15 protein-coding genes and 1 pseudogene are annotated in these 19,660 nt (G+C 73.7%); 13 read left to right on the forward strand and 3 right to left on the reverse strand.

Annotated elements, in window-relative coordinates; translation table 11 throughout:
• The 4 genes and pseudogenes from GPA10_RS40165 to GPA10_RS40180 all read left to right on the forward strand — a co-directional run.
• Positions 1–393: pseudogene (locus GPA10_RS40165) on the forward strand (flavodoxin-dependent (E)-4-hydroxy-3-methylbut-2-enyl-diphosphate synthase); the annotation flags it as partial.
• 326 nt (positions 394–719) lie between these two features.
• Positions 720–1,568 (forward strand): GNAT family N-acetyltransferase, encoded by an 849-nt coding sequence (locus GPA10_RS40170; RefSeq protein WP_343041864.1) that lies wholly within the window; start codon positions 720–722, stop codon positions 1,566–1,568.
• Positions 1,569–1,727: 159 nt separating this feature from the next.
• Complete coding sequence (locus GPA10_RS40175) at positions 1,728–2,276, forward strand: GNAT family N-acetyltransferase (protein WP_157169737.1); 549 nt, start codon at positions 1,728–1,730, stop codon at positions 2,274–2,276.
• Between the two features lie 79 nt (positions 2,277–2,355).
• Positions 2,356–4,050 carry a proline--tRNA ligase gene (locus tag GPA10_RS40180; RefSeq protein WP_058845532.1) on the forward strand — a complete coding sequence of 565 codons (1,695 nt, stop codon included), beginning with the start codon at positions 2,356–2,358 and terminating at the stop codon, positions 4,048–4,050.
• 141 nt (positions 4,051–4,191) lie between these two features.
• On the opposite strand, the gene GPA10_RS40185 is transcribed toward GPA10_RS40180, so the two are convergent.
• The 3 genes from GPA10_RS40185 to GPA10_RS40195 all read right to left on the reverse strand — a co-directional run bounded on the left by GPA10_RS40185 (position 4,192) and on the right by GPA10_RS40195 (position 6,335).
• Positions 4,192–5,118: an aminoglycoside phosphotransferase family protein gene (locus tag GPA10_RS40185; RefSeq protein WP_157169738.1), complete on the reverse strand. Its 927-nt coding sequence runs from the start codon at positions 5,116–5,118 to the stop codon at positions 4,192–4,194.
• Positions 5,119–5,265: 147 nt separating this feature from the next.
• On the reverse strand, positions 5,266–5,676 hold the full coding sequence (locus GPA10_RS40190) for a ferritin-like domain-containing protein (RefSeq protein ID WP_343041874.1): 411 nt from the start codon (positions 5,674–5,676) through the stop codon (positions 5,266–5,268).
• A gap of 92 nt (positions 5,677–5,768) precedes the next feature.
• The gene (locus GPA10_RS40195; RefSeq protein ID WP_343041865.1) at positions 5,769–6,335 is read right to left on the reverse strand and encodes a hypothetical protein; all 567 of its coding nucleotides are present in this window, start codon (positions 6,333–6,335) and stop codon (positions 5,769–5,771) included.
• Between the two features lie 268 nt (positions 6,336–6,603).
• Here GPA10_RS40195 and rimP point away from each other — a divergent pair, with 268 nt between their 5' ends.
• The 9 genes from rimP (at position 6,604) to GPA10_RS40240 (ending at position 19,343) form a co-directional block, all read left to right on the forward strand.
• Positions 6,604–7,113, forward strand: coding sequence for a ribosome maturation factor RimP (rimP, locus tag GPA10_RS40200; RefSeq protein WP_157169739.1), 510 nt, complete (start codon positions 6,604–6,606; stop codon positions 7,111–7,113).
• 2 nt (positions 7,114–7,115) lie between these two features.
• Positions 7,116–8,150 carry a transcription termination factor NusA gene (gene nusA, locus GPA10_RS40205; RefSeq protein ID WP_343041866.1) on the forward strand — a complete coding sequence of 345 codons (1,035 nt, stop codon included), beginning with the start codon at positions 7,116–7,118 and terminating at the stop codon, positions 8,148–8,150.
• A 172-nt stretch (positions 8,151–8,322) separates the two neighbouring features.
• Positions 8,323–8,622 carry a YlxR family protein gene (locus GPA10_RS40210; RefSeq protein ID WP_079085905.1) on the forward strand — a complete coding sequence of 100 codons (300 nt, stop codon included), beginning with the start codon at positions 8,323–8,325 and terminating at the stop codon, positions 8,620–8,622.
• Between the two features lie 145 nt (positions 8,623–8,767).
• Positions 8,768–11,902 (forward strand): translation initiation factor IF-2, encoded by a 3,135-nt coding sequence (infB, locus tag GPA10_RS40215; RefSeq protein WP_343041867.1) that lies wholly within the window; start codon positions 8,768–8,770, stop codon positions 11,900–11,902.
• A gap of 326 nt (positions 11,903–12,228) precedes the next feature.
• Positions 12,229–12,525 (forward strand): DUF503 domain-containing protein, encoded by a 297-nt coding sequence (locus tag GPA10_RS40220; protein ID WP_058845524.1) that lies wholly within the window; start codon positions 12,229–12,231, stop codon positions 12,523–12,525.
• Positions 12,526–12,573: 48 nt separating this feature from the next.
• Complete coding sequence (rbfA, locus tag GPA10_RS40225) at positions 12,574–13,068, forward strand: 30S ribosome-binding factor RbfA (protein ID WP_058845523.1); 495 nt, start codon at positions 12,574–12,576, stop codon at positions 13,066–13,068.
• Entirely contained in the window at positions 13,065–13,976 is a 912-nt protein-coding gene (gene truB / locus GPA10_RS40230) for a tRNA pseudouridine(55) synthase TruB (protein WP_058845522.1), read from the forward strand. Before rbfA ends, truB begins: the two co-directional genes overlap by 4 nt.
• Before the next feature lie 217 nt (positions 13,977–14,193).
• Complete coding sequence (locus tag GPA10_RS40235; RefSeq protein WP_246260623.1) at positions 14,194–18,243, forward strand: serine protease; 4,050 nt, start codon at positions 14,194–14,196, stop codon at positions 18,241–18,243.
• 149 nt (positions 18,244–18,392) lie between these two features.
• Positions 18,393–19,343, forward strand: a complete 951-nt coding sequence (locus GPA10_RS40240) for a bifunctional riboflavin kinase/FAD synthetase (protein ID WP_058845520.1) — start codon at positions 18,393–18,395, stop codon at positions 19,341–19,343.
• Positions 19,344–19,660 lie beyond the last annotated feature (317 nt).

Here is a 19,660-nt window from a genome sequence, read left to right on the forward strand (position 1 = left end):
GCGGAGGAGGTCAAGGTCGGTATCCAGATCCTGGAGTCGCTGAATCTGCGTCAGCGGCGTCTGGAGATCGTGTCGTGTCCTTCGTGCGGGCGTGCGCAGGTGGATGTGTACAAGCTGGCGGACGAGGTGACGGCGGGGCTTGAGGGTATGGAGGTGCCGCTGCGCGTGGCGGTGATGGGCTGTGTGGTGAATGGTCCGGGTGAGGCGCGCGAGGCGGATCTGGGTGTGGCGTCGGGCAACGGCAAGGGGCAGATCTTCGTGAAGGGCGAGGTCATCAAGACCGTGCCGGAGTCGAAGATCGTGGAGACCCTGATCGACGAGGCCATGAAGATCGCCGAGCAGATGGAGAAGGACGGCGTGCTCTCGGGCGAGCCCGAGGTCACCGTCAGCTAGTCCTGGCCCCTGGGCCCTGTGCCGGTCCCGAACCCCGGGTCTGGTCCCGGGCGGGCCCTGCCCTGGTCCCGGTCCCGGCCCCCTGCCCTGGTCTCGGCCCTGGCCCCGGTTCCGGGCTTGGCCCCGGCCCCGGCCCCGGCCCCGGTTCCGGGTCTGGTCCCGGTTCCGGGTCTGGTCCCGGTCCCGGTCCCGGGGGCCGCGGGTGGTGCGGACCGGTTCCGGGCGGGCACGCATGCCGCCCGGGACCGCGGGCAACCGGGCGGCAGCAGACAATCCCGCCAGGTACAGTGCGGAGATCAGCAGACCGTATGGTGAGGCCCCCGCACGTGTTGACCCAGACCACTACCAGGGTCCTCGAACCGAGTGACCTGGACGCTGCGCTCGCGGTACTCGACCGCGAGCCGGTCGCCAATGCCTTCGTCACCGCCCGGGTGCGCGTCGCGGGCCTCGACCCGTGGCGCCTCGGCGGCGAGATGTGGGGCTGGTACGAGGACGGCATGCTGGAGTCCCTGTGCTACGCGGGCGCCAACCTCGTCCCGATCTGCGCCACCCCGCGCGCCGTACGCGGCTTCGCCGACCGCGCCCGCAGGGCCGGACGCCGCTGCTCCTCCATCGTCGGCCCCGCCGAGGCGACCGCCCGGCTGTGGCGACTGCTCGAACCGTCCTGGGGCCCGGCCCGCGAAGTCCGCGCCCAGCAGCCCCTGATGGTCGCCGACCGGCTGCCCGACGACATCACGCCCGACCCGTACGTCCGCCGCGTCCGCAAGGACGAGATGGAGACGATCATGCCGGCGTGCGTGGCGATGTTCACCGAGGAGGTCGGCATCTCCCCGCTCGCCGGCGACGGTGGACTGCTCTACCAGGCCAGGGTCGCCGAACTCGTCGGCTCCGGCCGCTCCTTCGCCCGGCTCGACGCCGACGGCCGCGTGATCTTCAAGGCCGAGATCGGCGCGGCGACGGATCTGGCCTGTCAGGTACAGGGCGTGTGGGTGGCCCCCGAGTACCGGGGGCAGGGGTACGCGGCGCCCGGCATGGCCGCCGTCATGCGCTACGCCCTCGCCGATGTGGCGCCCGTGGTCAGCCTGTACGTCAACGACTTCAACACGGCGGCGCGGGCCGCCTACCGGCGGGTGGGCTTCAAGGAAGTCGGCGCCTTCATGAGCGTCCTGTTCTGACCCTCCCGGTCAGGGGCGCGGGGAACTGCGCGACCAGCCACGGAACAGCCGCAGACGTGTCTGCCGGGCAACTGTGCGGACGCGTCCGCGGCTCTTCTCGGGCTGAGCGCGCAGTTCCCCGCGCCCCTGACGGGGCACCCGGCGAAGTAGGGTTCCCGCATGACGGACGAAGTCGTGATCGGGCCCCTGGACCTCGCCGGGCGAGTCGACGACGCGCTGCGCGTGCAGGCCCTCGCCTTCGGGCTCAGCGACGACGAGATCGCCGTACGCCGCCAGATCGTGCTGCGGCACCTCACCTACCCCGGGGCGCGGGCGTACGGCGCCACGACGAGCGACGGACGACTCGTCGGCTTCGTCTACGGCATGCCCAACGACCGCGGGCACTGGTGGTCCACCGTCGTCGAGCCCTATCTGCGCGGCTGGGGCCTCGACGACTGGCTCGACGGCTCCTTCGTGATCACCGAGCTGCACGTACGCCCCGGCTATCAGAACCGCGGCGTCGGCCGCACCCTGATCACCACCATCACGGACACCGCCGCCGAGCCCCGCTCGATCCTCTCCGCCATCGACACCGAGAGCCCGGCCCGCGGCCTGTACCGGTCGCTCGGCTACACCGACCTGGCGTGCAACGTCCTCTTCCCGAGCGCACCCAAGCCGTACGCCGTGATGGGCGCTCCACTGCCGCTCGTGCGTCCTGCGCGGGGCTGACGGCGGGAAACGGATTTCCGGGTGCGCGCCCGGCGGGGCTAACCTGCGGCCACCACACTTTTCGTAGCAGGAGTTCATCATGGCCCAGGTCCAGCGCATGTCCCGTTTGATGGTCAAGACACTGCGCGACGACCCGGCGGACGCGGAGACGCTCAACCACAAGCTGCTCGTGCGCGCCGGCTACGTACGCCGCACCGCCGCGGGCATCTGGACCTGGCTGCCGCTCGGCAAGAAGGTCTACGAGAACGTGGCCCGCGTCGTCCGCGAGGAGATGGACGCCATCGGCGGCCAGGAGGTCCTGCTCCCCGCCCTGCTGCCCAAGGAGCCCTACGAGGCCAGCGGGCGCTATGAGGAGTACGGCGACCTGCTGTTCCGCCTCAAGGACCGCAAGGGCTCCGACTACCTCCTCGGCCCCACCCACGAGGAGATCTTCACCCAGGTCGTCAAGGACCAGTGCTCGTCCTACAAGGACCTGCCGGTGATCCTCTACCAGATCCAGACGAAGTACCGCGACGAGGCCCGCCCGCGCGCCGGTGTGCTGCGCGGCCGCGAGTTCCAGATGAAGGACGCGTACTCCTTCGACACCTCCGACGAGGGCCTCGCCGAGGCGTACGCCCTGCACCGCGGCGCCTACCAGCGGATCTTCGAGCGCCTCGGCCTGGACTACCGCATCGTGTCCGCCGTGTCCGGCGCCATGGGCGGCTCGCAGTCCGAGGAGTTCCTCGCGCCCGCGCCCGCCGGTGAGGACACCTTCGTGGACTGTCCCGCGTGCGACTACGCGGCGAACACCGAGGCCGTGACCTTCGCCCTGAAGCCGGCGTCCACCGAGGGGCACCCCGCCGTCGAGGAGCTGGACACCCCCGACACCCCCACCATCGAGACCCTCGCCGAGCACCTCGGGGTCCCGGCCTCCGCCACCCTCAAGAACCTCCTCGTCAAGGTCGACGGCGAGATCGTCGCCGTGGGCGTGCCCGGGGACCGCGAGGTCGACCTCGGCAAGCTCGGCGAGCACCTCGCCCCCGCCGAGGTCGAGCTGGTCACCGCCGAGGACTTCGAGGGCCGCGCCGACCTCGTCCGCGGCTACGTCGGCCCCCAGGGCCTGGACAAGGTCCGCTACATCGCCGACCCGCGCGTCGCGCCCGGCACCTCCTGGATCACCGGCGCCAACAAGCCCGACCGCCACGCCCGCAACGTCGTCTGCGGCCGCGACTTCGAGGTCGACGACTATCTGGACGTCGTCGTGGTCGAGGCCGGCGACCCCTGCCCCGCCTGCGGCGCGGGCCTGAAGCTGGACCGGGCCATCGAGATCGGCCACATCTTCCAGCTCGGCCGCAAGTACGCCGACACCTTCCAGCTCGACGTCCTCGGCCAGAACGGCAAGCCCGTCCGCGTCACCATGGGCTCCTACGGCATCGGTGTCTCCCGTGCCGTCGCCGCGCTCGTCGAGCAGACCGCCGACGAGCACGGGCTCTGCTGGTCCAAGGAGGTCGCCCCGGCCGACGTGCACGTCGTCGCCGCGGGCAAGGCCGTGCAGACCGAGCTGGCGCTCGATGTCGCGGGGCAGCTCGGGGCCGCCGGGGTGCGGGTGCTCGTCGACGACCGGGCCGGGGTGTCGCCCGGCGTCAAGTTCACCGACGCCGAGCTGATCGGCGTCCCGCAGATCCTGGTCGCAGGGCGCCGCTCCGCGGAGGGGGTCCTGGAGCTCAAGGACCGGCGTACCGGTGAGCGGGAGGAGCTCTCCGTGGCGGAGGCGATCGCCCGCCTGTCGGCGTAGGGATCCCGGGGCTCCGCCCCGGACCCCGCTCAGGTTTCAGCCCGTCCGGCGTTTGAGGACGAGGCGCGGAGCGCCGATACGGGGTCCGGGGCGGAGCCCCGGTTTCGGTGAAGGGGCGGGCCTGGGGCGTCCCGCGCGGGCTCACAGCCAGCCCGCGAACTCCAGGAGGAGTTCCGCATCCTGCGCGCGCCCCACGCGGAGCGCCCGCACCCCGGACTCCACGGCCCGGAACAGCGCCCACCCCCGAAGCCGCTCGGGGTCGACCTCCAGGGACTCGGCGAGCCGCTTGACGCGCCGCCGCGTCACCCCGGCTCCGGACGGCGTGGCGATCAGGTCCTCCACCCGGTCCCGCACCAGGCGCGCCAGGTCGAAGGCGGGCTCACCCACCACGGGGTCGGGCCCCACGGCCAGCCACGGCACCCGCTCGGCGGCGAGCACCTTGCTCTGCCGGAACGTCCCGTGCAGCAGCACGGCACCGTCGGCCCCGGCGGGTGCCGAGGCGAGCAGCTCGTCGCGCGCGGCGAGCGCGGCGTCCACCAGCGGCCCGACGTCCGGCTCCGGGCACGCGGCCATCGCGTCGGCCTGCCGCCCCGTCCGCTCCGCGACGGTCTCGAACCGGTGCTCCGACGGCGGCGGCACCCACAGCCGCCGCAGCGTCCCGGCCGCCTCCAGCATCGACTTGGCCTCGGGCAGCGACCGTACGGACACATCCCGGTGCAGCCGCTCGACCAGCAGCGCCCCGTCCGCCTCCGCGCCGGCCCCGGAACCGGCGTCCAGGAGCCGCGCCGCCCCGAGGCCGCCCCAGTGCGCCATCGCCGCCCGCTCGCTGTCGGGCCGCGACCGCGGCGGCACCAGCTTGAGCACCGCGGGGGTGTCCTCGCGGGTCCGTACGAGCAGGACGACACTGCTGCGACCGCCGGGCACCTGTACCCGCTCGACGGTCAGCTCCCGGCGCGCCATCGCGTCCCGTACCAGTTCCGGCAGGCGGTGCAGCCAGTCGTCGGTGGCGGTGTCGCGCGGCGTCTCGCCGAGCGCACGGACGAGGCGCGGCGGCGGTTCGAAAGCCATGCGCGAGGTGTTCCCTTCCCGGCCGCCCGAAGGCGTTCGTGTCCCGGCTGCCCGAAGGCATGCGTACGTGGTGGCGCCGTCACGCCGACCGGCCCGGCCACCCCCGAGGGCGCCCGTGCACCGGGCCCGCGCGGCGACACCGGGGCGTCATCCGGACGCGGCCGGCCGCTCCGCGAGCCCTGGGAAGGCTACGCTCCCGCCGCGCCACCGCGCCGCCCGCACCGCCGCCTCCCGCAGCGACTCGGCCGCGAGCGCGCGCCGCGGCCCGTCCGCCGCCCGCACCAGGTCGGCGTAGACCGCCGCGACCCGCTCCTCCAGCTCGGCCGCGAGCCGGGCCGCGGCCGCCGCGTCCGGCACCGGGAAGGGCAGCGCGTACGCGGCCGCCGAGGGCTCCGGCTCGCCGCCGAGGTCACGCACCGCCCGCGCCAGCTCGTCCCGACGGGCGCGATGGGCGTCGTACGCCGTACGGGCGTCCGCCCTGCGCCGGTCGCCGATCCGGCCGCCGACGACGCCGTAGCCGTACACGGCCGCGTGCTCGGCCCGCAGCGCCGCCTGCACGGCCTTGAGCTCGGCCTTGAGCTCGGCCTTCGTGTCGCCGCCGTCCTCGGCGTCGTCCCGCTTCTCGTCCCGTGCCACGCGGCTCACTCGGCTCACTTGGCGTCCTCCGTCAGCAGGTAGGCGTGCGCGGCGCCCGCCGCCGCCACGGAGGCGAGCAGCCGGGCGAGTTCGGCGGGTGCTTCCAGGAGCTGCTTGCCGCGCCGGTCGGCCAGGTCACGCTCCGCCGTGGCGAGGAACCGCAGCGCGCTCCTCCTGCCGGACGGCACGTCGACCGGCCGCTCCGACGGCGAGGCCTCGGCGGAGGCGCCGGAGGAGGCCGGGGAGCCCGAGGAGGCGGGCTTCGCGGACGAGCCGGACGGGCGGCCGCCGCCGAAGGCCCGCTCGTGCCGTGCCACCTCCGCCCGCAGCGGACCGAGGCGGTCCGCGAGGGAGGCATGGGCCGCGAGCACGGCGTCGTACCGCCGCAGCAGCGCCGCGCTGTCCCGCGCCGCACGCGCGCGCACCCGCTTCTCGGCGGACGAGCGCCCGTCGCTCGCGGTGTCGGAGCCGGAGCACCCGGCGAGCAGCAGCGTGCTCCCGGCCGCGGCGGCGGCACCGGTGAGCAGACTCCGTCTGCGCGGACCCGGTCGGGACCACGAAGGGGTGAGATACGACGGCACGGCAGACGTCCTCGGAAAGGTGGGCCGCGAGGGCACGAGGGGCGGGGATGGGCGCCAGGGCGACAGGCCCCGGGCCGGTGATCACCGTACCTGCGCGCTGTCCTCGTACGTGCGATCGGCTCGATGTCCGTGCGATGTCCCCGTGATCGGCCCGATCCCGGGTGTTCCGCGGCCCGACGGTGGACGGCAACACCCTCCGGGACCGGATACCCTTTGACCTGACACGCGACGATCCCACAACAGCACACGCGGCCGAGGAGTCACCCGGATGAGCACCACCCAGAGCGAGAGGCTGCGAGAACTGCTGGAACCGCTCGTCAGCTCCCAGGACCTCGATCTCGAAGAGATCGAAGTGGCCCCGGTCGGACGCAAGCGAGTGCTGCGAGTCGTCATCGACTCCGAGGACGGCGTGGACCTCGACACGATCGCGGAAGTGAGCCGCCTGCTCTCCGCGAAGCTCGACGAGAGCGACGTCATGGGCGAGGGGGAGTACGACCTGGAGGTCGGGTCCCCCGGCGCCGAGCGCGCCCTGACCGAACACCGCCACTACGTGCGTGCCGTGGACCGCCTGGTGAAGTTCCAGCTGGCGGAGGGCGGCGAGCTCGTCGCCCGCATCCTCACCGTGGACGACGAGGGTCTTGACCTGGAGGTGCCCGGTGTGAAGGGCCGCAAGCCCACCGCGCGCCGCCTCGCCTTCGCCGAGATCGACAAGGCGCGCGTGCAGGTCGAGTTCAACCGCAAGGACAAGAAGGACATGAAGGAAGAGGAGGAGGCGTAGCCGTGGACATCGACATGAGTGCCCTGCGGGGTCTGGTACGGGAGAAGGAGATCTCCTTCGACCTCCTTGTCGAGGCGATCGAGTCGGCCCTCCTCATCGCCTACCACCGCACCGAGGGAAGCCGCCGCCACGCGCGCGTGAAGCTCGACCGCGACAGCGGCCACGTGACGGTGTGGGCGAAGGAGGACCCCGACGACCTCGAGGAGGGGCAGGAGCCCCGCGAGTTCGACGACACCCCGTCCGACTTCGGCCGCATCGCCGCCACCACCGCCAAGCAGGTCATCCTGCAGCGGCTGCGCGACGCCGAGGACGACGCGACGCTCGGTGAGTACGCCGGCCGCGAGGGCGACATCGTCACCGGCGTCGTCCAGCAGGGCCGCGACCCGAAGAACGTCCTGGTCGACATCGGCAAGCTGGAGGCCATCCTGCCCGTGCAGGAGCAGGTGCCGGGCGAGGAGTACCGCCACGGCATGCGCCTGCGCTCCTACGTCGTCCGGGTGGCCAAGGGCGTCCGCGGCCCGTCCGTGACCCTGTCGCGCACCCACCCGAACCTGGTCAAGAAGCTGTTCGCGCTCGAGGTGCCGGAGATCGCCGACGGCTCCGTGGAGATCGCCGCGATCGCCCGCGAGGCCGGTCACCGCACCAAGATCGCGGTCCGTTCGACCCGCTCGGGCCTCAACGCCAAGGGCGCCTGCATCGGCCCGATGGGCAGCCGGGTGCGCAACGTCATGGGTGAGCTCAACGGCGAGAAGATCGACATCGTGGACTGGTCGGAGGACCCGGCCGACATGGTCGCCCACGCGCTCTCCCCGGCCCGTGTCAGCAAGGTCGAGATCGTCGACCTGGCCGCCCGCTCCGCCCGCGTGACCGTGCCCGACTACCAGCTCTCGCTGGCGATCGGCAAGGAGGGCCAGAACGCCCGCCTCGCGGCCCGGCTCACCGGCTGGCGCATCGACATCCGCCCGGACACCGAGGTGCCTGAGGGGCAGGCGCACACCGGCCGCTCCGGGTCCGACGGTCCCGGCGCGGAGGACTGAGCGCGGGCCGAGTGCCCTGGAGCGCTCTGGAGCGCTGCGGAGCGCCCCAGAGCACCCCGCAGCACCCTGTCGTGCCATGACCGGCCGCACCCGGTCAGGTACTGATCAAGACAACAGTCGTTCGATTTCTGCCCCAAAGGGGCGAGGTCGGTGCGGGGAGGTAGACTTAAGCGTGTCTGGCCGGACGCATGCCCGCGCATGCCCTGAACGCACGTGTGTGGGGTGCCGGGAGCGAGCGGCCAAGAGCGAGCTGCTGCGCATCGTGGCGGTCGAGGGCACATGTGTCCCCGACCCAAGCGGTACGCTGCCCGGCCGGGGTGCCTATGTGCACCCCGCCCTGGTCTGTCTCGATCTGGCGCTCCGCCGCCGGGCGTTCCCCCGGGCCTTCCGGGTCCAGGGACCGCTCGACACCGCGGAACTGCGCGGGAATGTCGAGGCAGCCGAGACCGTTGCCCAGCAGGCAACACCGTAAGACGTGTCGCACGGAACCCCGTGCGGCCCTGGTACCCCGCGAGTTGGAAGTAGGTCGAGATTGCGATGAGCACTCGATGAGCACGCGATGAGTACGCCCATGAAGTAGCGACGGTCCGGCGTAACCCGGACCTAAAAGGAGCGAAGTGGCTAAGGTCCGGGTATACGAACTCGCCAAGGAGTTCGGAGTGGAGAGCAAGGCCGTCATGGCCAAGCTCCAAGAACTCGGTGAATTCGTACGTTCGGCGTCCTCGACGATCGAGGCGCCCGTAGTACGCAAACTGACTGACGCATTCCAGCAGGGCAACGGCTCCGGCAAGTCCGCGAAGCCCGCCCCGCGCAAGGCCGCCGCGAAGCCGGCCGCCCCCTCCCCGGCGCAGGCGGCCCCGCGGCCCGCCGCGCCCCGTCCGGCGGCCCCCAAGCCGCCTGCCGCCGACAAGCCCGCCGAGCCGGCCGCCGACAGGCCCGCCGCCCCGGCGACCCCGGGCCCGCGCCCGACGCCGGGTCCCAAGCCCCCAGCGCCCAAGCCTGCCCCGGCGGCTCCGGCCGCCCCGGCCCCGGCCGCGCCCGAGTTCACCGCCCCGCCCGCCGCTCCCGCGGCGTCCTCCGGCGGCGGTTCCCAGGCCCCGTCCGCCCCGCGCCCCGGCGCCCGTCCCGGTGCCCCGAAGCCCGGTGCCCGTCCGGCGCCCGGCCAGGGTCAGCGCGGCGGCGACCGTGGTGACAGGGGCGACCGCGGCGACCGCCAGGGCGCGCCGCGCCCCGGCGGCCAGGGTGGCGCCCCCCGTCCCGGCGGCCGTCCCGCGGGACCGCGTCCGGGCAACAACCCCTTCACCTCCGGCGGCTCCACCGGCATGGCGCGCCCGCAGGCGCCCCGTCCGGGCGGCGCCCCGCGTCCCGGCGGCCAGGGCGGCCCCGGCGCGCCCGGCGGCGGTCCCCGTCCGCAGGGCGGACAAGGCGGCGGCCAGGGTGGTCCCCGTCCCCAGGGCCAGGGCGGCGCGCGTCCGTCCCCGGCCGGCATGCCGCGCCCGCAGGCGCCGCGTCCGGGCGGTGGCCCCGGCGGCAACCGTCCGAACCCCGGCATGATGCCGCAGCGTCCCGCCGCGGGCCCGCGTCCCGGCGGCGGCCCCGGCGGTGGCCGCGGTCCCGGCGGCGGCGGTCGTCCCGGTGGCGGCGGCGGTGGCCGTCCCGGCTTCGCCGGTCGTCCCGGCGGTCCCGGTGGCGGTGGCGGCGGCTTCGCCGGCCGTCCCGGTGGTCCGGGCGGTGGCGGCGGTGCCGGCCGTCCCGGCGGCGGCGGTGGCTTCGGCGGCCGTCCCGGCTTCGGTGGCCGTCCCGGCGGTCCCGGTGGCCGCGGTGGCACGCAGGGCGCCTTCGGCCGTCCCGGCGGTCCCGCGCGGCGCGGTCGCAAGTCGAAGCGGCAGAGGCGCCAGGAGTACGAGGCCATGCAGGCCCCGTCGGTCGGCGGCGTGATGCTGCCCCGCGGCAACGGCGAGACCGTTCGCCTGTCGCGCGGTGCGTCCCTCACCGACTTCGCCGAGAAGATCAACGCCAACCCGGCGTCGCTCGTCGCGGTGATGATGAACCTCGGCGAGATGGTCACGGCCACGCAGTCCGTCTCCGACGAGACGCTGCAGCTCCTCGGCGACGAGATGAACTACACGGTTCAGATCGTCAGCCCCGAGGAGGAGGACCGCGAGCTGCTCGAGTCGTTCTCCATCGAGTTCGGTGAGGACGAGGGCGGCGACGAGGCCCTGGTCTCGCGTCCGCCGGTGGTGACCGTCATGGGTCACGTCGACCACGGAAAGACCCGACTCCTCGACGCGATCCGCAAGACCAACGTGGTCGCGGGCGAGGCCGGTGGCATCACCCAGCACATCGGTGCCTACCAGGTCGCGACCGAGGTCAACGGCGAGGACCGCGCGATCACCTTCATCGACACCCCGGGTCACGAGGCGTTCACCGCCATGCGTGCCCGCGGTGCGAAGTCGACCGACATCGCGATCCTCGTGGTGGCGGCCAACGACGGTGTGATGCCGCAGACGATCGAGGCGCTGAACCACGCCAAGGCGGCCGACGTGCCGATCGTGGTCGCGGTCAACAAGATCGACGTCGAGGGCGCCGACCCGACCAAGGTGCGCGGTCAGCTCACCGAGTTCGGTCTGGTGGCCGAGGAGTACGGCGGCGACACGATGTTCGTCGACATCTCCGCGCGCCAGGGCACCAACATCGAGCAGCTGCTCGAAGCCGTGGTCCTGACCGCGGACGCCTCGCTCGACCTGCGGGCCAACCCGGAGCAGGACGCGCAGGGCATCGCCATCGAGGCCCACCTCGACAAGGGCCGCGGCGCCGTCGCGACCGTCCTCGTCCAGCGCGGTACGCTCCGCGTCGGCGACACGATGGTCGCCGGTGACGCGTACGGCCGAGTCCGCGCGATGCTCGACGACAAGGGCGAGAACGTGGAGGAGGCGGGTCCCTCGACCCCGGTCCTCGTCCTCGGTCTCACCAACGTCCCGGGTGCCGGCGACAACTTCCTGGTCGTCGACGAGGACCGTACGGCCCGTCAGATCGCCGAGAAGCGTGCCGCCCGCGAGCGGAACGCCGCGTTCGCCAAGCGCGTGCGCCGTGTCTCCCTCGAGGACCTGGACAAGGTGCTCAAGGCCGGCGAGATCCAGCAGCTCAACCTCATCATCAAGGGTGACGCTTCCGGTTCCGTCGAGGCTCTCGAGTCCTCCCTGCTCCAGCTGGACGTCGGCGAAGAGGTCGACATCCGCGTCCTGCACCGCGGTGTGGGTGCGGTCACCGAGTCGGACATCGACCTGGCGATGGGCTCCGACGCCATCGTCATCGGCTTCAACGTCCGTGCGGCAGGCCGTGCCGCGCAGATGGCGGAGCGCGAGGGCGTCGACGTCCGCTACTACTCGGTGATCTACCAGGCCATCGAGGAGATCGAGGCGGCCCTCAAGGGCATGCTCAAGCCGGAGTACGAAGAGGTCGAGCTGGGTACGGCGGAGATCCGCGAGGTCTTCCGCTCGTCCAAGCTGGGCAACATCGCGGGTGTGCTCATCCGCTCCGGCGAGGTCAAGCGCAACACCAAGGCCCGGCTCCTGCGCGATGGCAAGGTCATCGCGGAGAACCTCAACATCGAGGGCCTGCGTCGCTTCAAGGACGACGTCACCGAGATCCGCGAAGGGTTCGAGGGCGGTATCAACCTCGGCAACTTCAACGACATCAAGGTCGACGACGTCATCGCGACGTACGAGATGCGCGAGAAGCCGCGGGCTTAGCGTTCGCGGTGGGGGGTGCCCGGGGAGTTCCCCGGGCACCCCCCGCCCCCGTTTACCCGTGCTTTTCGGCGCTTCGCGCCTCGTCCTCAGACGCCGGACGGGCTGAGATCCCGCCGCTCCGGCGAAAGTCTGAGCCCGTCCGGCGATTGAGGACGAGCGCGTCAGCGCGACGGCGGGGCCGGGGCGCAGCCCCCGGTACGGGACGGGCGGGGGCGGTGAGGGCGAAACTCCGTCGTGGCGGAAGGGGCGCTCGTTGTACGGTTCAGGTGACCCTGCCAACCGTGCGCAGGGCGCGATCCCGCACCGGCGGGTCATCCGGCACACATATGTATGTGGGGACTCTGTCCTTCGACCTGCTCCTCGGCGACGTACATTCGCTGAAGGAGAAACGCTCCCTCGTCCGCCCGATCGTGGCGGAACTCCAGCGGAAGTACGCGGTGAGCGCGGCGGAGGTCGGCCATCAGGAACTGCACCGCAGGAGCGAGATCGGCCTCGCGCTGGTCTCCGGGGACGCAGGGCACGTGACGGACGTGCTGGACCGGTGCGAACGGCTCGTCGCCGCCCGGCCCGAAGTGGAGCTGCTGTCGGTACGGCGGCGGTTCCACGGCGAAGACGACGACTGAACGACATGAACGACCAGCGGCGAGCACAGCACAGAAGGAGACGGAGCAGTGGCCGACAACGCGCGGGCGAAGAGGCTGGCGGACCTCATCCGAGAGGTGGTGGCCCAGAAGCTGCAGCGCGGGATCAAGGACCCGCGGCTCGGCTCGCATGTCACCATCACGGACACCCGGGTCACGGGTGACCTGCGGGAGGCGACCGTCTTCTACACGGTCTACGGGGACGACGAGGAGCGCGCGGCAGCGGCCGCGGGCCTGGAGAGCGCCAAGGGCGTCCTCCGCTCCGAGGTCGGCCGCGCGGCGGGCGTGAAGTTCACGCCGACGCTGACCTTCGTGGCGGACGCCCTCCCGGACAACGCACGGGCCATCGAGGACCTCCTCGACCGGGCCCGCGCCTCCGACGCGAAGGTCCGCGAGGCCTCCGCGGGCGCCGAGTTCGCGGGCGGCGCGGACCCGTACCGCAAGCCCGAGGACGAAGACGAGGAAGCCGCGGCGGAGACCGCGGAGGACGCCGGCCAGGACAAGGGCGGCGACGCTTCCCGATGAGCAAGCGCAGTACCAGTGGGACCACGCCGGACGGCCTTGTCATCGTCGACAAGCCGTCCGGCTTCACTTCGCACGACGTGGTCGCCAAGATGCGGGGCATCGCGAAGACCCGCCGCGTCGGACACGCGGGCACCCTGGACCCGATGGCGACCGGTGTCCTCGTGCTCGGCGTCGAGCGCGCCACCAAGCTGCTCGGCCACCTCGCCCTCACCGAGAAGGAGTATCTCGGCACGATCCGCCTCGGCCAGTCGTCCGTCACGGACGACGCGGAGGGCGAGATCACCGGTTCCGCCGACGCCTCCGGCGTCAAGCGGGACGCCGTCGACGCGGGCATCGCCAAGCTGTCCGGCGACATCATGCAGGTCCCGTCGAAGGTCAGCGCCATCAAGATCGACGGCAAGCGGTCCTACGCACGGGCCCGGCAGGGCGAGGACTTCGAGATCCCGGCCCGCCCGGTCAGGGTCTCCTCGTTCCAGGTGTACGACATCAGGGACGCGGTCGCCGACGACGGCACCCCCGTCCTCGACCTGGTCGTGTCCGTCGTCTGCTCGTCGGGCACGTACATCCGGGCGCTCGCCCGCGATCTCGGCGCGGACCTTGGCGTCGGCGGCCACCTCACGGCGCTGCGCCGCACCCGCGTCGGCCCGTACAAGTTGGACGCCGCCCGGACCATCGACCAGCTCCAGGAGGAGCTGACGGTGATGCCGGTCGCCGAGGCCGCCGCCACGGCGTTCCCCCGCTGGGACGTCGACGAGCGGCGCGCGCGGCTGCTCGGCAACGGCGTACGCATCGAGATGCCGGACGAGTACGCGGGCGCCGGTCCCGTGGCCGTCTTCGGGCCCGAAGGGCGCTTCCTGGTCCTGGCCGAGGAGTCGAGGGGCAAGGCGAAGAGCCTCGCCACCTTCTGACGGTGTGTGGAGCGGCGGGCTTCGGCCCGCCGCTCCACAGTCCCCCCACTCGCTCCCCCATGAAGGTCTGTCCACCCCCGCCTGCGGATTCACCCCTTTGGACCAGCGCTCGGAGTGAACCGAGGGAGTGGAAGGGGGCGCGTTCGGCTCGCGTTCTGTCCAGCTGATCATCCCCGACCTACGGTCGAAGAACGGGGTGCGGCTGGGAGGTTCGAGCATGGCGGGACGGGGCCCGCGGGTCCGGGACAGCCGGGGCGACATGAGGGCGCGGGACGGGCGTGACGGTGACCGGGGCGACAGCGGCGGGCCCGGTGCCGGTGGTCGTGGTGAGCGTGACCGGTCCGAGGGCGATGAGCGTGGCGGGGCCGGTGGTCGTGGTGAGCGCGGCGGCTCTGGCGGGCGCCGTGGGCGTCTCGACCGTGGTGCGCGGTCCGGCGCGTGGACGGCGGGGCGGGGCGCGTGGCGGGAGCCCGAGCGCTCCCTGGTGTGGATCTGCGACCTGGCAGGACGCCCGCGCGGCCACGGTTTCGCCGCCGACGAGCACGGCACGGTCGTCACCAGCCACGAGGCGGTCGACGGACTCGCCCGCATAGTGCTGCACGCGGCGGGCGAGCGCACCTGCCTCGTCACCGACGACGCGGTCACCGCGCTCCCGGAGTCCGACCTCGCCCTCGTCCGCACCGAAGGGCTCGGCCTGCGTCCGCTGCCGGTCACCGCGCGCGGCCCGGTGGCCGTCGGCACCTACGTACGCGTCGCGGCCCGCGGCTGGCGGCAGGCCAGGATCCTCGGTCCGGCCGCCGTGACGTACACCGCCACGGACCGCTTCCACCTCCTGGACGGCGCCCTGGAGCTGGCCATCGGCACGGACGGCGCCGACGCGCTGCGGCTCGGCGGCGGTGCCGCGGGCGGGCCCGTCGTGGACGCCGCCACCGGAGCCGTCCTCGGCGTCGTCGCCACCGCCATGCAGGCCCCGCACCGCTCGGCGGGCTTCGCCGTGCCGCTGGCGCCCGCGGCCGCCGCCGACCCCGGCGGGCCGCTCGCCCGCCTCCTGGCACGCAACGCCGCCACCGTGCCCGGCTACGGCCGGGACCTGAACCTGGCGGGCGCCCTGCATCTCACGGCCACCTCGGTCGGCTCCGACGGCCCCCGCGCCCTGGACCCCGGGCCCGTCGAACGGCCCGACACGGCCCGCGAGTTCGCCCGCTTCGCCGGGGGCCCCGCACGCGTACTCGGCCTCGTCGGCGACCCCGGCACCGGCCGCACCACGGAGCTGGCCGCGCTCGCCGCCCGCCGCGCCCGGGGGGCCGAGCCCGCCCCCACCGTGTGGCTGCGCGGCGCCGACCTGCGGGCGACCGACACCTCCGTGGCCGACGCCGTCGCCCGCGCCCTGGAGCGGGCCGGACGCATCCTCGCCGCCTCGGACGCCACCGCCGGCGGCGACGACGGGCTCGGGGACATCTCGGCGGGCCGTGTCGCCCGCCTCCTGCGGGACGCGGGGCGGCCCCTGATGCTGCTCCTCGACGGCCCCGAGGAGATGCCGCCCGTGCTCGCGCACCGCCTCGCCGCGTGGAGCGCCGGGACGGCGGGCTGGCTGCGGGACACCGGCACCCGACTCGTCGTGGCCTGCCGCGCGGAGTACTGGGAGGAGGCGGGCGCCCACTTCCCGCCGGCCCTGCTGCACACCCCGGGCCCGGACGAGGGCACGGTCAGGGGCGTGGCGGGTGGCGTGAGCAGCGGGGTGGCCGGTGGCATGGCCGATGGTGTGAGCAGCGGGGTGGCCGGTGGCGTGGCCCGCGGCGTGGGCGACGACACGAACGGTGAACGGGGTGGCGGGCTCGTCGGCTGTGTGCGCCTCGGTGCGCTGCCGGACGCGCAGGCGCAGGGCGCGCGGGCCCGGTTCGGCATCCCGGAAGGGGCGCTGGCCGACGCTGACGCCCGCCATCCGCTGGCCCTCCGGCTGCTCGCGGAGGTGGTGTCGGCGCTTCCGGCCGATGTCGTTGATACCGCCGGTGTCGCCGGTGTCGCCGATGCCGCCGATGCCGCTGACGCCGCTGACGCCGCTGACGTCACCGGTCTCTCGGGTCTCTCGGATCTTTCGGGTCCATCGGGGTTCACTCGTCCCACCGGTCCCACCGGTCCCACCAGCGCCACCGGTCCCACCGGTCCCACCGGCCTCATCGGGCAGCCCACACGCCAGGACGTGTTCGCCGCCTACCTCGACCTGCTCGGCCTGCGGATCGCCGTCCGTCTCGCCGCCGAGAGCGGGCTGCGCGGGACCGCCGTGCGACGGCTCGCCGCGAAGGTGTCCGGGCAGGTCCACGAGGCGGCCAGACGCTGCCTCGGCCCCGGCCAGGGCCAGCTCGACCGCACCGCCTTCGAAGAGGTCTTCCCGTGGGGCGCCCTCCCCGGCAAGGGCTTCGACGCCTGTACCGGCTGGGCCTCAGCGGTCCTCACCGAGGGCCTCCTCGTCCCGGCCGGAGGCGGCTACCGCTTCGCCCACGAGGAGGTGGGGGACTGGATTCAGGGCCTCCACCTCGACGTGGACGGCGCCCTCACGTCCCTGGTCCTGCGGTACGCGCAGCCGGGCACCGCCGTCCCCGCGCCGAGGCCGCTCCCGGTGCCGCGCCACCGGGCGGGCCCGGTCCTCCAGGCACTTCTCCAACTGGAACGACAGCGCGGGGTCGCCGAGCTGGGGGTTCGGCTGGGGCATCTCCTGTCGGCTCTGTCGGCTCTGTCGGCCGTGTCGCCCCCGTCGGCGTTGTCGGCGCTCGGGCCGCCGCCCGGTACCTCCCCCGAGCCCACGTCAGGCCCCTCGCCCACACCTCGTCCCACCCCCTCGAACGGCACGGAGGACGCCACGTGGTGGGCCCGGTACCTGCTGCGGGAGACGCTGCTCCGGGTGCCCGACGCGTCCCCGTACGGCGATCTGCTGCAACGGATCGCCGCCCGCAGGGAGTTCGGCCCCGAGTTCTGGCTTGCGCTGCCGCTGCCGGAGGCGGGGCGGTACGAGTTGCTGCGGGCCGCCGTGGTGCACGACGGCCCGCCCCGTGCCGGACGGCGCCGCTGCCTGGACGCCGTCGCCGAGCGTCTCGCCGCCGAGCCCGCCGCCGTGCAGCGCCACCTCACCCGCTGGTTCGCCGACGAGCGGCCCCTGCGCGCCGCCCCGGAGGCAACGGTGGCCTCCGCCGCGCAGGCCCTGCTCCACACCCACCGGCACCGCGCCGTCGACGACCTCACCGAAGCCCTGGCCGACTGCGGGCACCCGCGCGCCGAGGAACTGCTCGGCGCGCTCACCGAGGACGAGCCGTCCGCGCTCTGCCGCGCCGTCGACCGCTGGGCCCACGACGCGCGCCCCGCCCGCCGCATCGCCGCCGCCACGTACGCGCCGCGCACCGCGCCGCACGCCACCGGCGAGGCCGACCGTCGCCTCCTGCGGTACGCCGCCCAGGCCCTGCTCTCCCACACCTCCGACGACGCCCTGCACGGCGTGGCCCTCGCCCTGCTCGTACGCGACCCGTACTCCCGCGCCCGCTTCCTGCCGCGCGCCCTGAAGCGCTTCGCCGACGGCGACCCGAGCCTGCCCGCGAGCGCCCTCGCCGCCGTGCTCGCCACCGACCCCGAGCCCGTGCTCGACGCCTTCCGAGCCCGCCTGCGCACCCGGGACACCGGCACCGGCGACATCCTGCGCAGCCTCGCCCACGTGACGTCGCCCACCCTCGCGCGGCGCGTCGCGGAGCTCGTACAGGACCAGGTGGAGCAGTGCCCCCGTGCCGCCGCGGACGCCGCGGCGTACGTGGACCTGCGCCTCGAACAGGGCACCGAGGTGCGGGACGAACTGTTCCCGCTGGTCGCCGGGTTGCTGCGCGGCCGTGGCGTGGACGTACGGGTCGCGCTCGCCCCTGTGCTCGCCGCGCCCGGAACCCCCGGCTCCCGGCCCCTGCGGAGCGAACTGCTCGACCTGCTGCTCGCCGGCGAACGGGAGCACCCGGTCTTCGAGGCCCTGCTGCGCGCGGTCGGCGGCCGTGGCGGCGGCGCGGAGGGCGACCGGGACCTGGTGCGCCGCGCCGTCCTGCTGTTCGGCCGCACACCGGACGGAGCCACCCGTTCCGACCGGGTCCTCGTCGACCTCGCGCAGCGCGTGCCGGGCTTCGCGGCGCGGCTGACCAGCTGGCTCACCGACGCCCCGGACGCCTGGGCCGCCCTGGTCGGGCCGAGCGCCCGGCGTACCGTGGCGCAGTCGGCGGGCGCCGTCCCGGTGTCGGCGTGAGGTCCGCCACCCCGGCCGATGCGGTCGACAATCTGTCGGCATGGCAGTCTTAGACCTGCGCAATCGGCAGTGAACGTACATCGGCAGTGAACGTACAGACGTACGCGCGCGTACGGATACATACACGGGTTCGGCGAGGAGCGAAGACAGTGCAGCGCTGGCGTGGCTTGGAGGACATCCCCCAGGACTGGGGGCGCAGCGTCGTCACCATCGGTTCCTACGACGGTGTGCACCGCGGTCACCAGCTCATCATCGGCCGTGCGGTGGCCCGCGCCCGCGAGCTCGGCGTGCCCGCGGTGGTCGTCACCTTCGACCCGCACCCGAGTGAGGTCGTGCGGCCCGGCAGCCATCCGCCGCTGCTCGCCCCGCACCACCGGCGCGCGGAGCTGATGGCGGAGCTCGGTGTGGACGCCGTCCTCATCCTGCCCTTCACCACCGAGTTCTCGAAGCTGTCGCCCGCCGACTTCGTGGTGAAGGTCCTCGTCGACAAGCTGCACGCCCGCGCCGTCGTCGAGGGCCCCAACTTCCGCTTCGGCCACCGCGCCGCGGGCAACGTGGAGGTCCTCGCCGAGCTCGGCCGCACCTACGACTACGACGTCGAGGTCGTCGACCTGTACGTGAGCGGCACCGCGGGCGGGGGGCAGCCCTTCTCGTCCACGCTCACCCGGCGCCTCATCGCCGAGGGGGACGTCGCAGGGGCCCACGAGATCCTCGGCCGACCGCACCGCGTGGAGGGCGTGGTCGTGCGCGGCGCCCAGCGGGGCCGTGAACTGGGCTTCCCCACCGCCAACGTCGAAACCCTGCCGCACACCGCGATCCCCGCCGACGGCGTCTACGCGGGCTGGCTGCACGCCGACGGCGAGGCGATGCCCGCGGCGATCTCCGTGGGCACCAACCCCACGTTCGACGGCACCGAGCGCACGGTCGAGGCCTACGCCATCGACCGCGTCGGCCTCGACCTGTACGGCCTGCACGTGGCCGTCGACTTCCTCGCCTTCGTCCGCGGCCAGGCCAAGTTCGACTCCATCGACCAGCTCCTGGTCGCGATGGCGGACGACGTGAAGAAGTCCCGCGACCTGATCGAGTCCGCACAGAGCTGAGCGCACGCGGTGCGCTCACCTCGCCGGTCGAGCATTCTCCAGCCCGCCCGACAGCCTGTCTTCTGCCTGCCGGGCGAGCCTCGGCAGTCCGCCCGGCAGCCTTGCCAGCACCTGTCGGGTGAGCTTCTTCAGCCTGTCTGCCGGGTGAGTCTTCCAGCTCGCCCGGCAGCCTCGCCGTTGCCTGCGGGGCGAGCATCTTTCAGCCCGTCTGGCAGCCTCGCGGTTGCCCGCCGGGCGAGCATCTTTCAGCCCGTCTGGCAGCCTCGCCGTTGCCTGCGGGGCGAGCATCTTTCAATCCGTCCGGTAGCCTCGCGGTT

Origin of the sequence: Streptomyces typhae (assembly GCF_009755605.1) — a bacterium.
Classification (GTDB): domain Bacteria; phylum Actinomycetota; class Actinomycetes; order Streptomycetales; family Streptomycetaceae; genus Streptomyces; species Streptomyces typhae.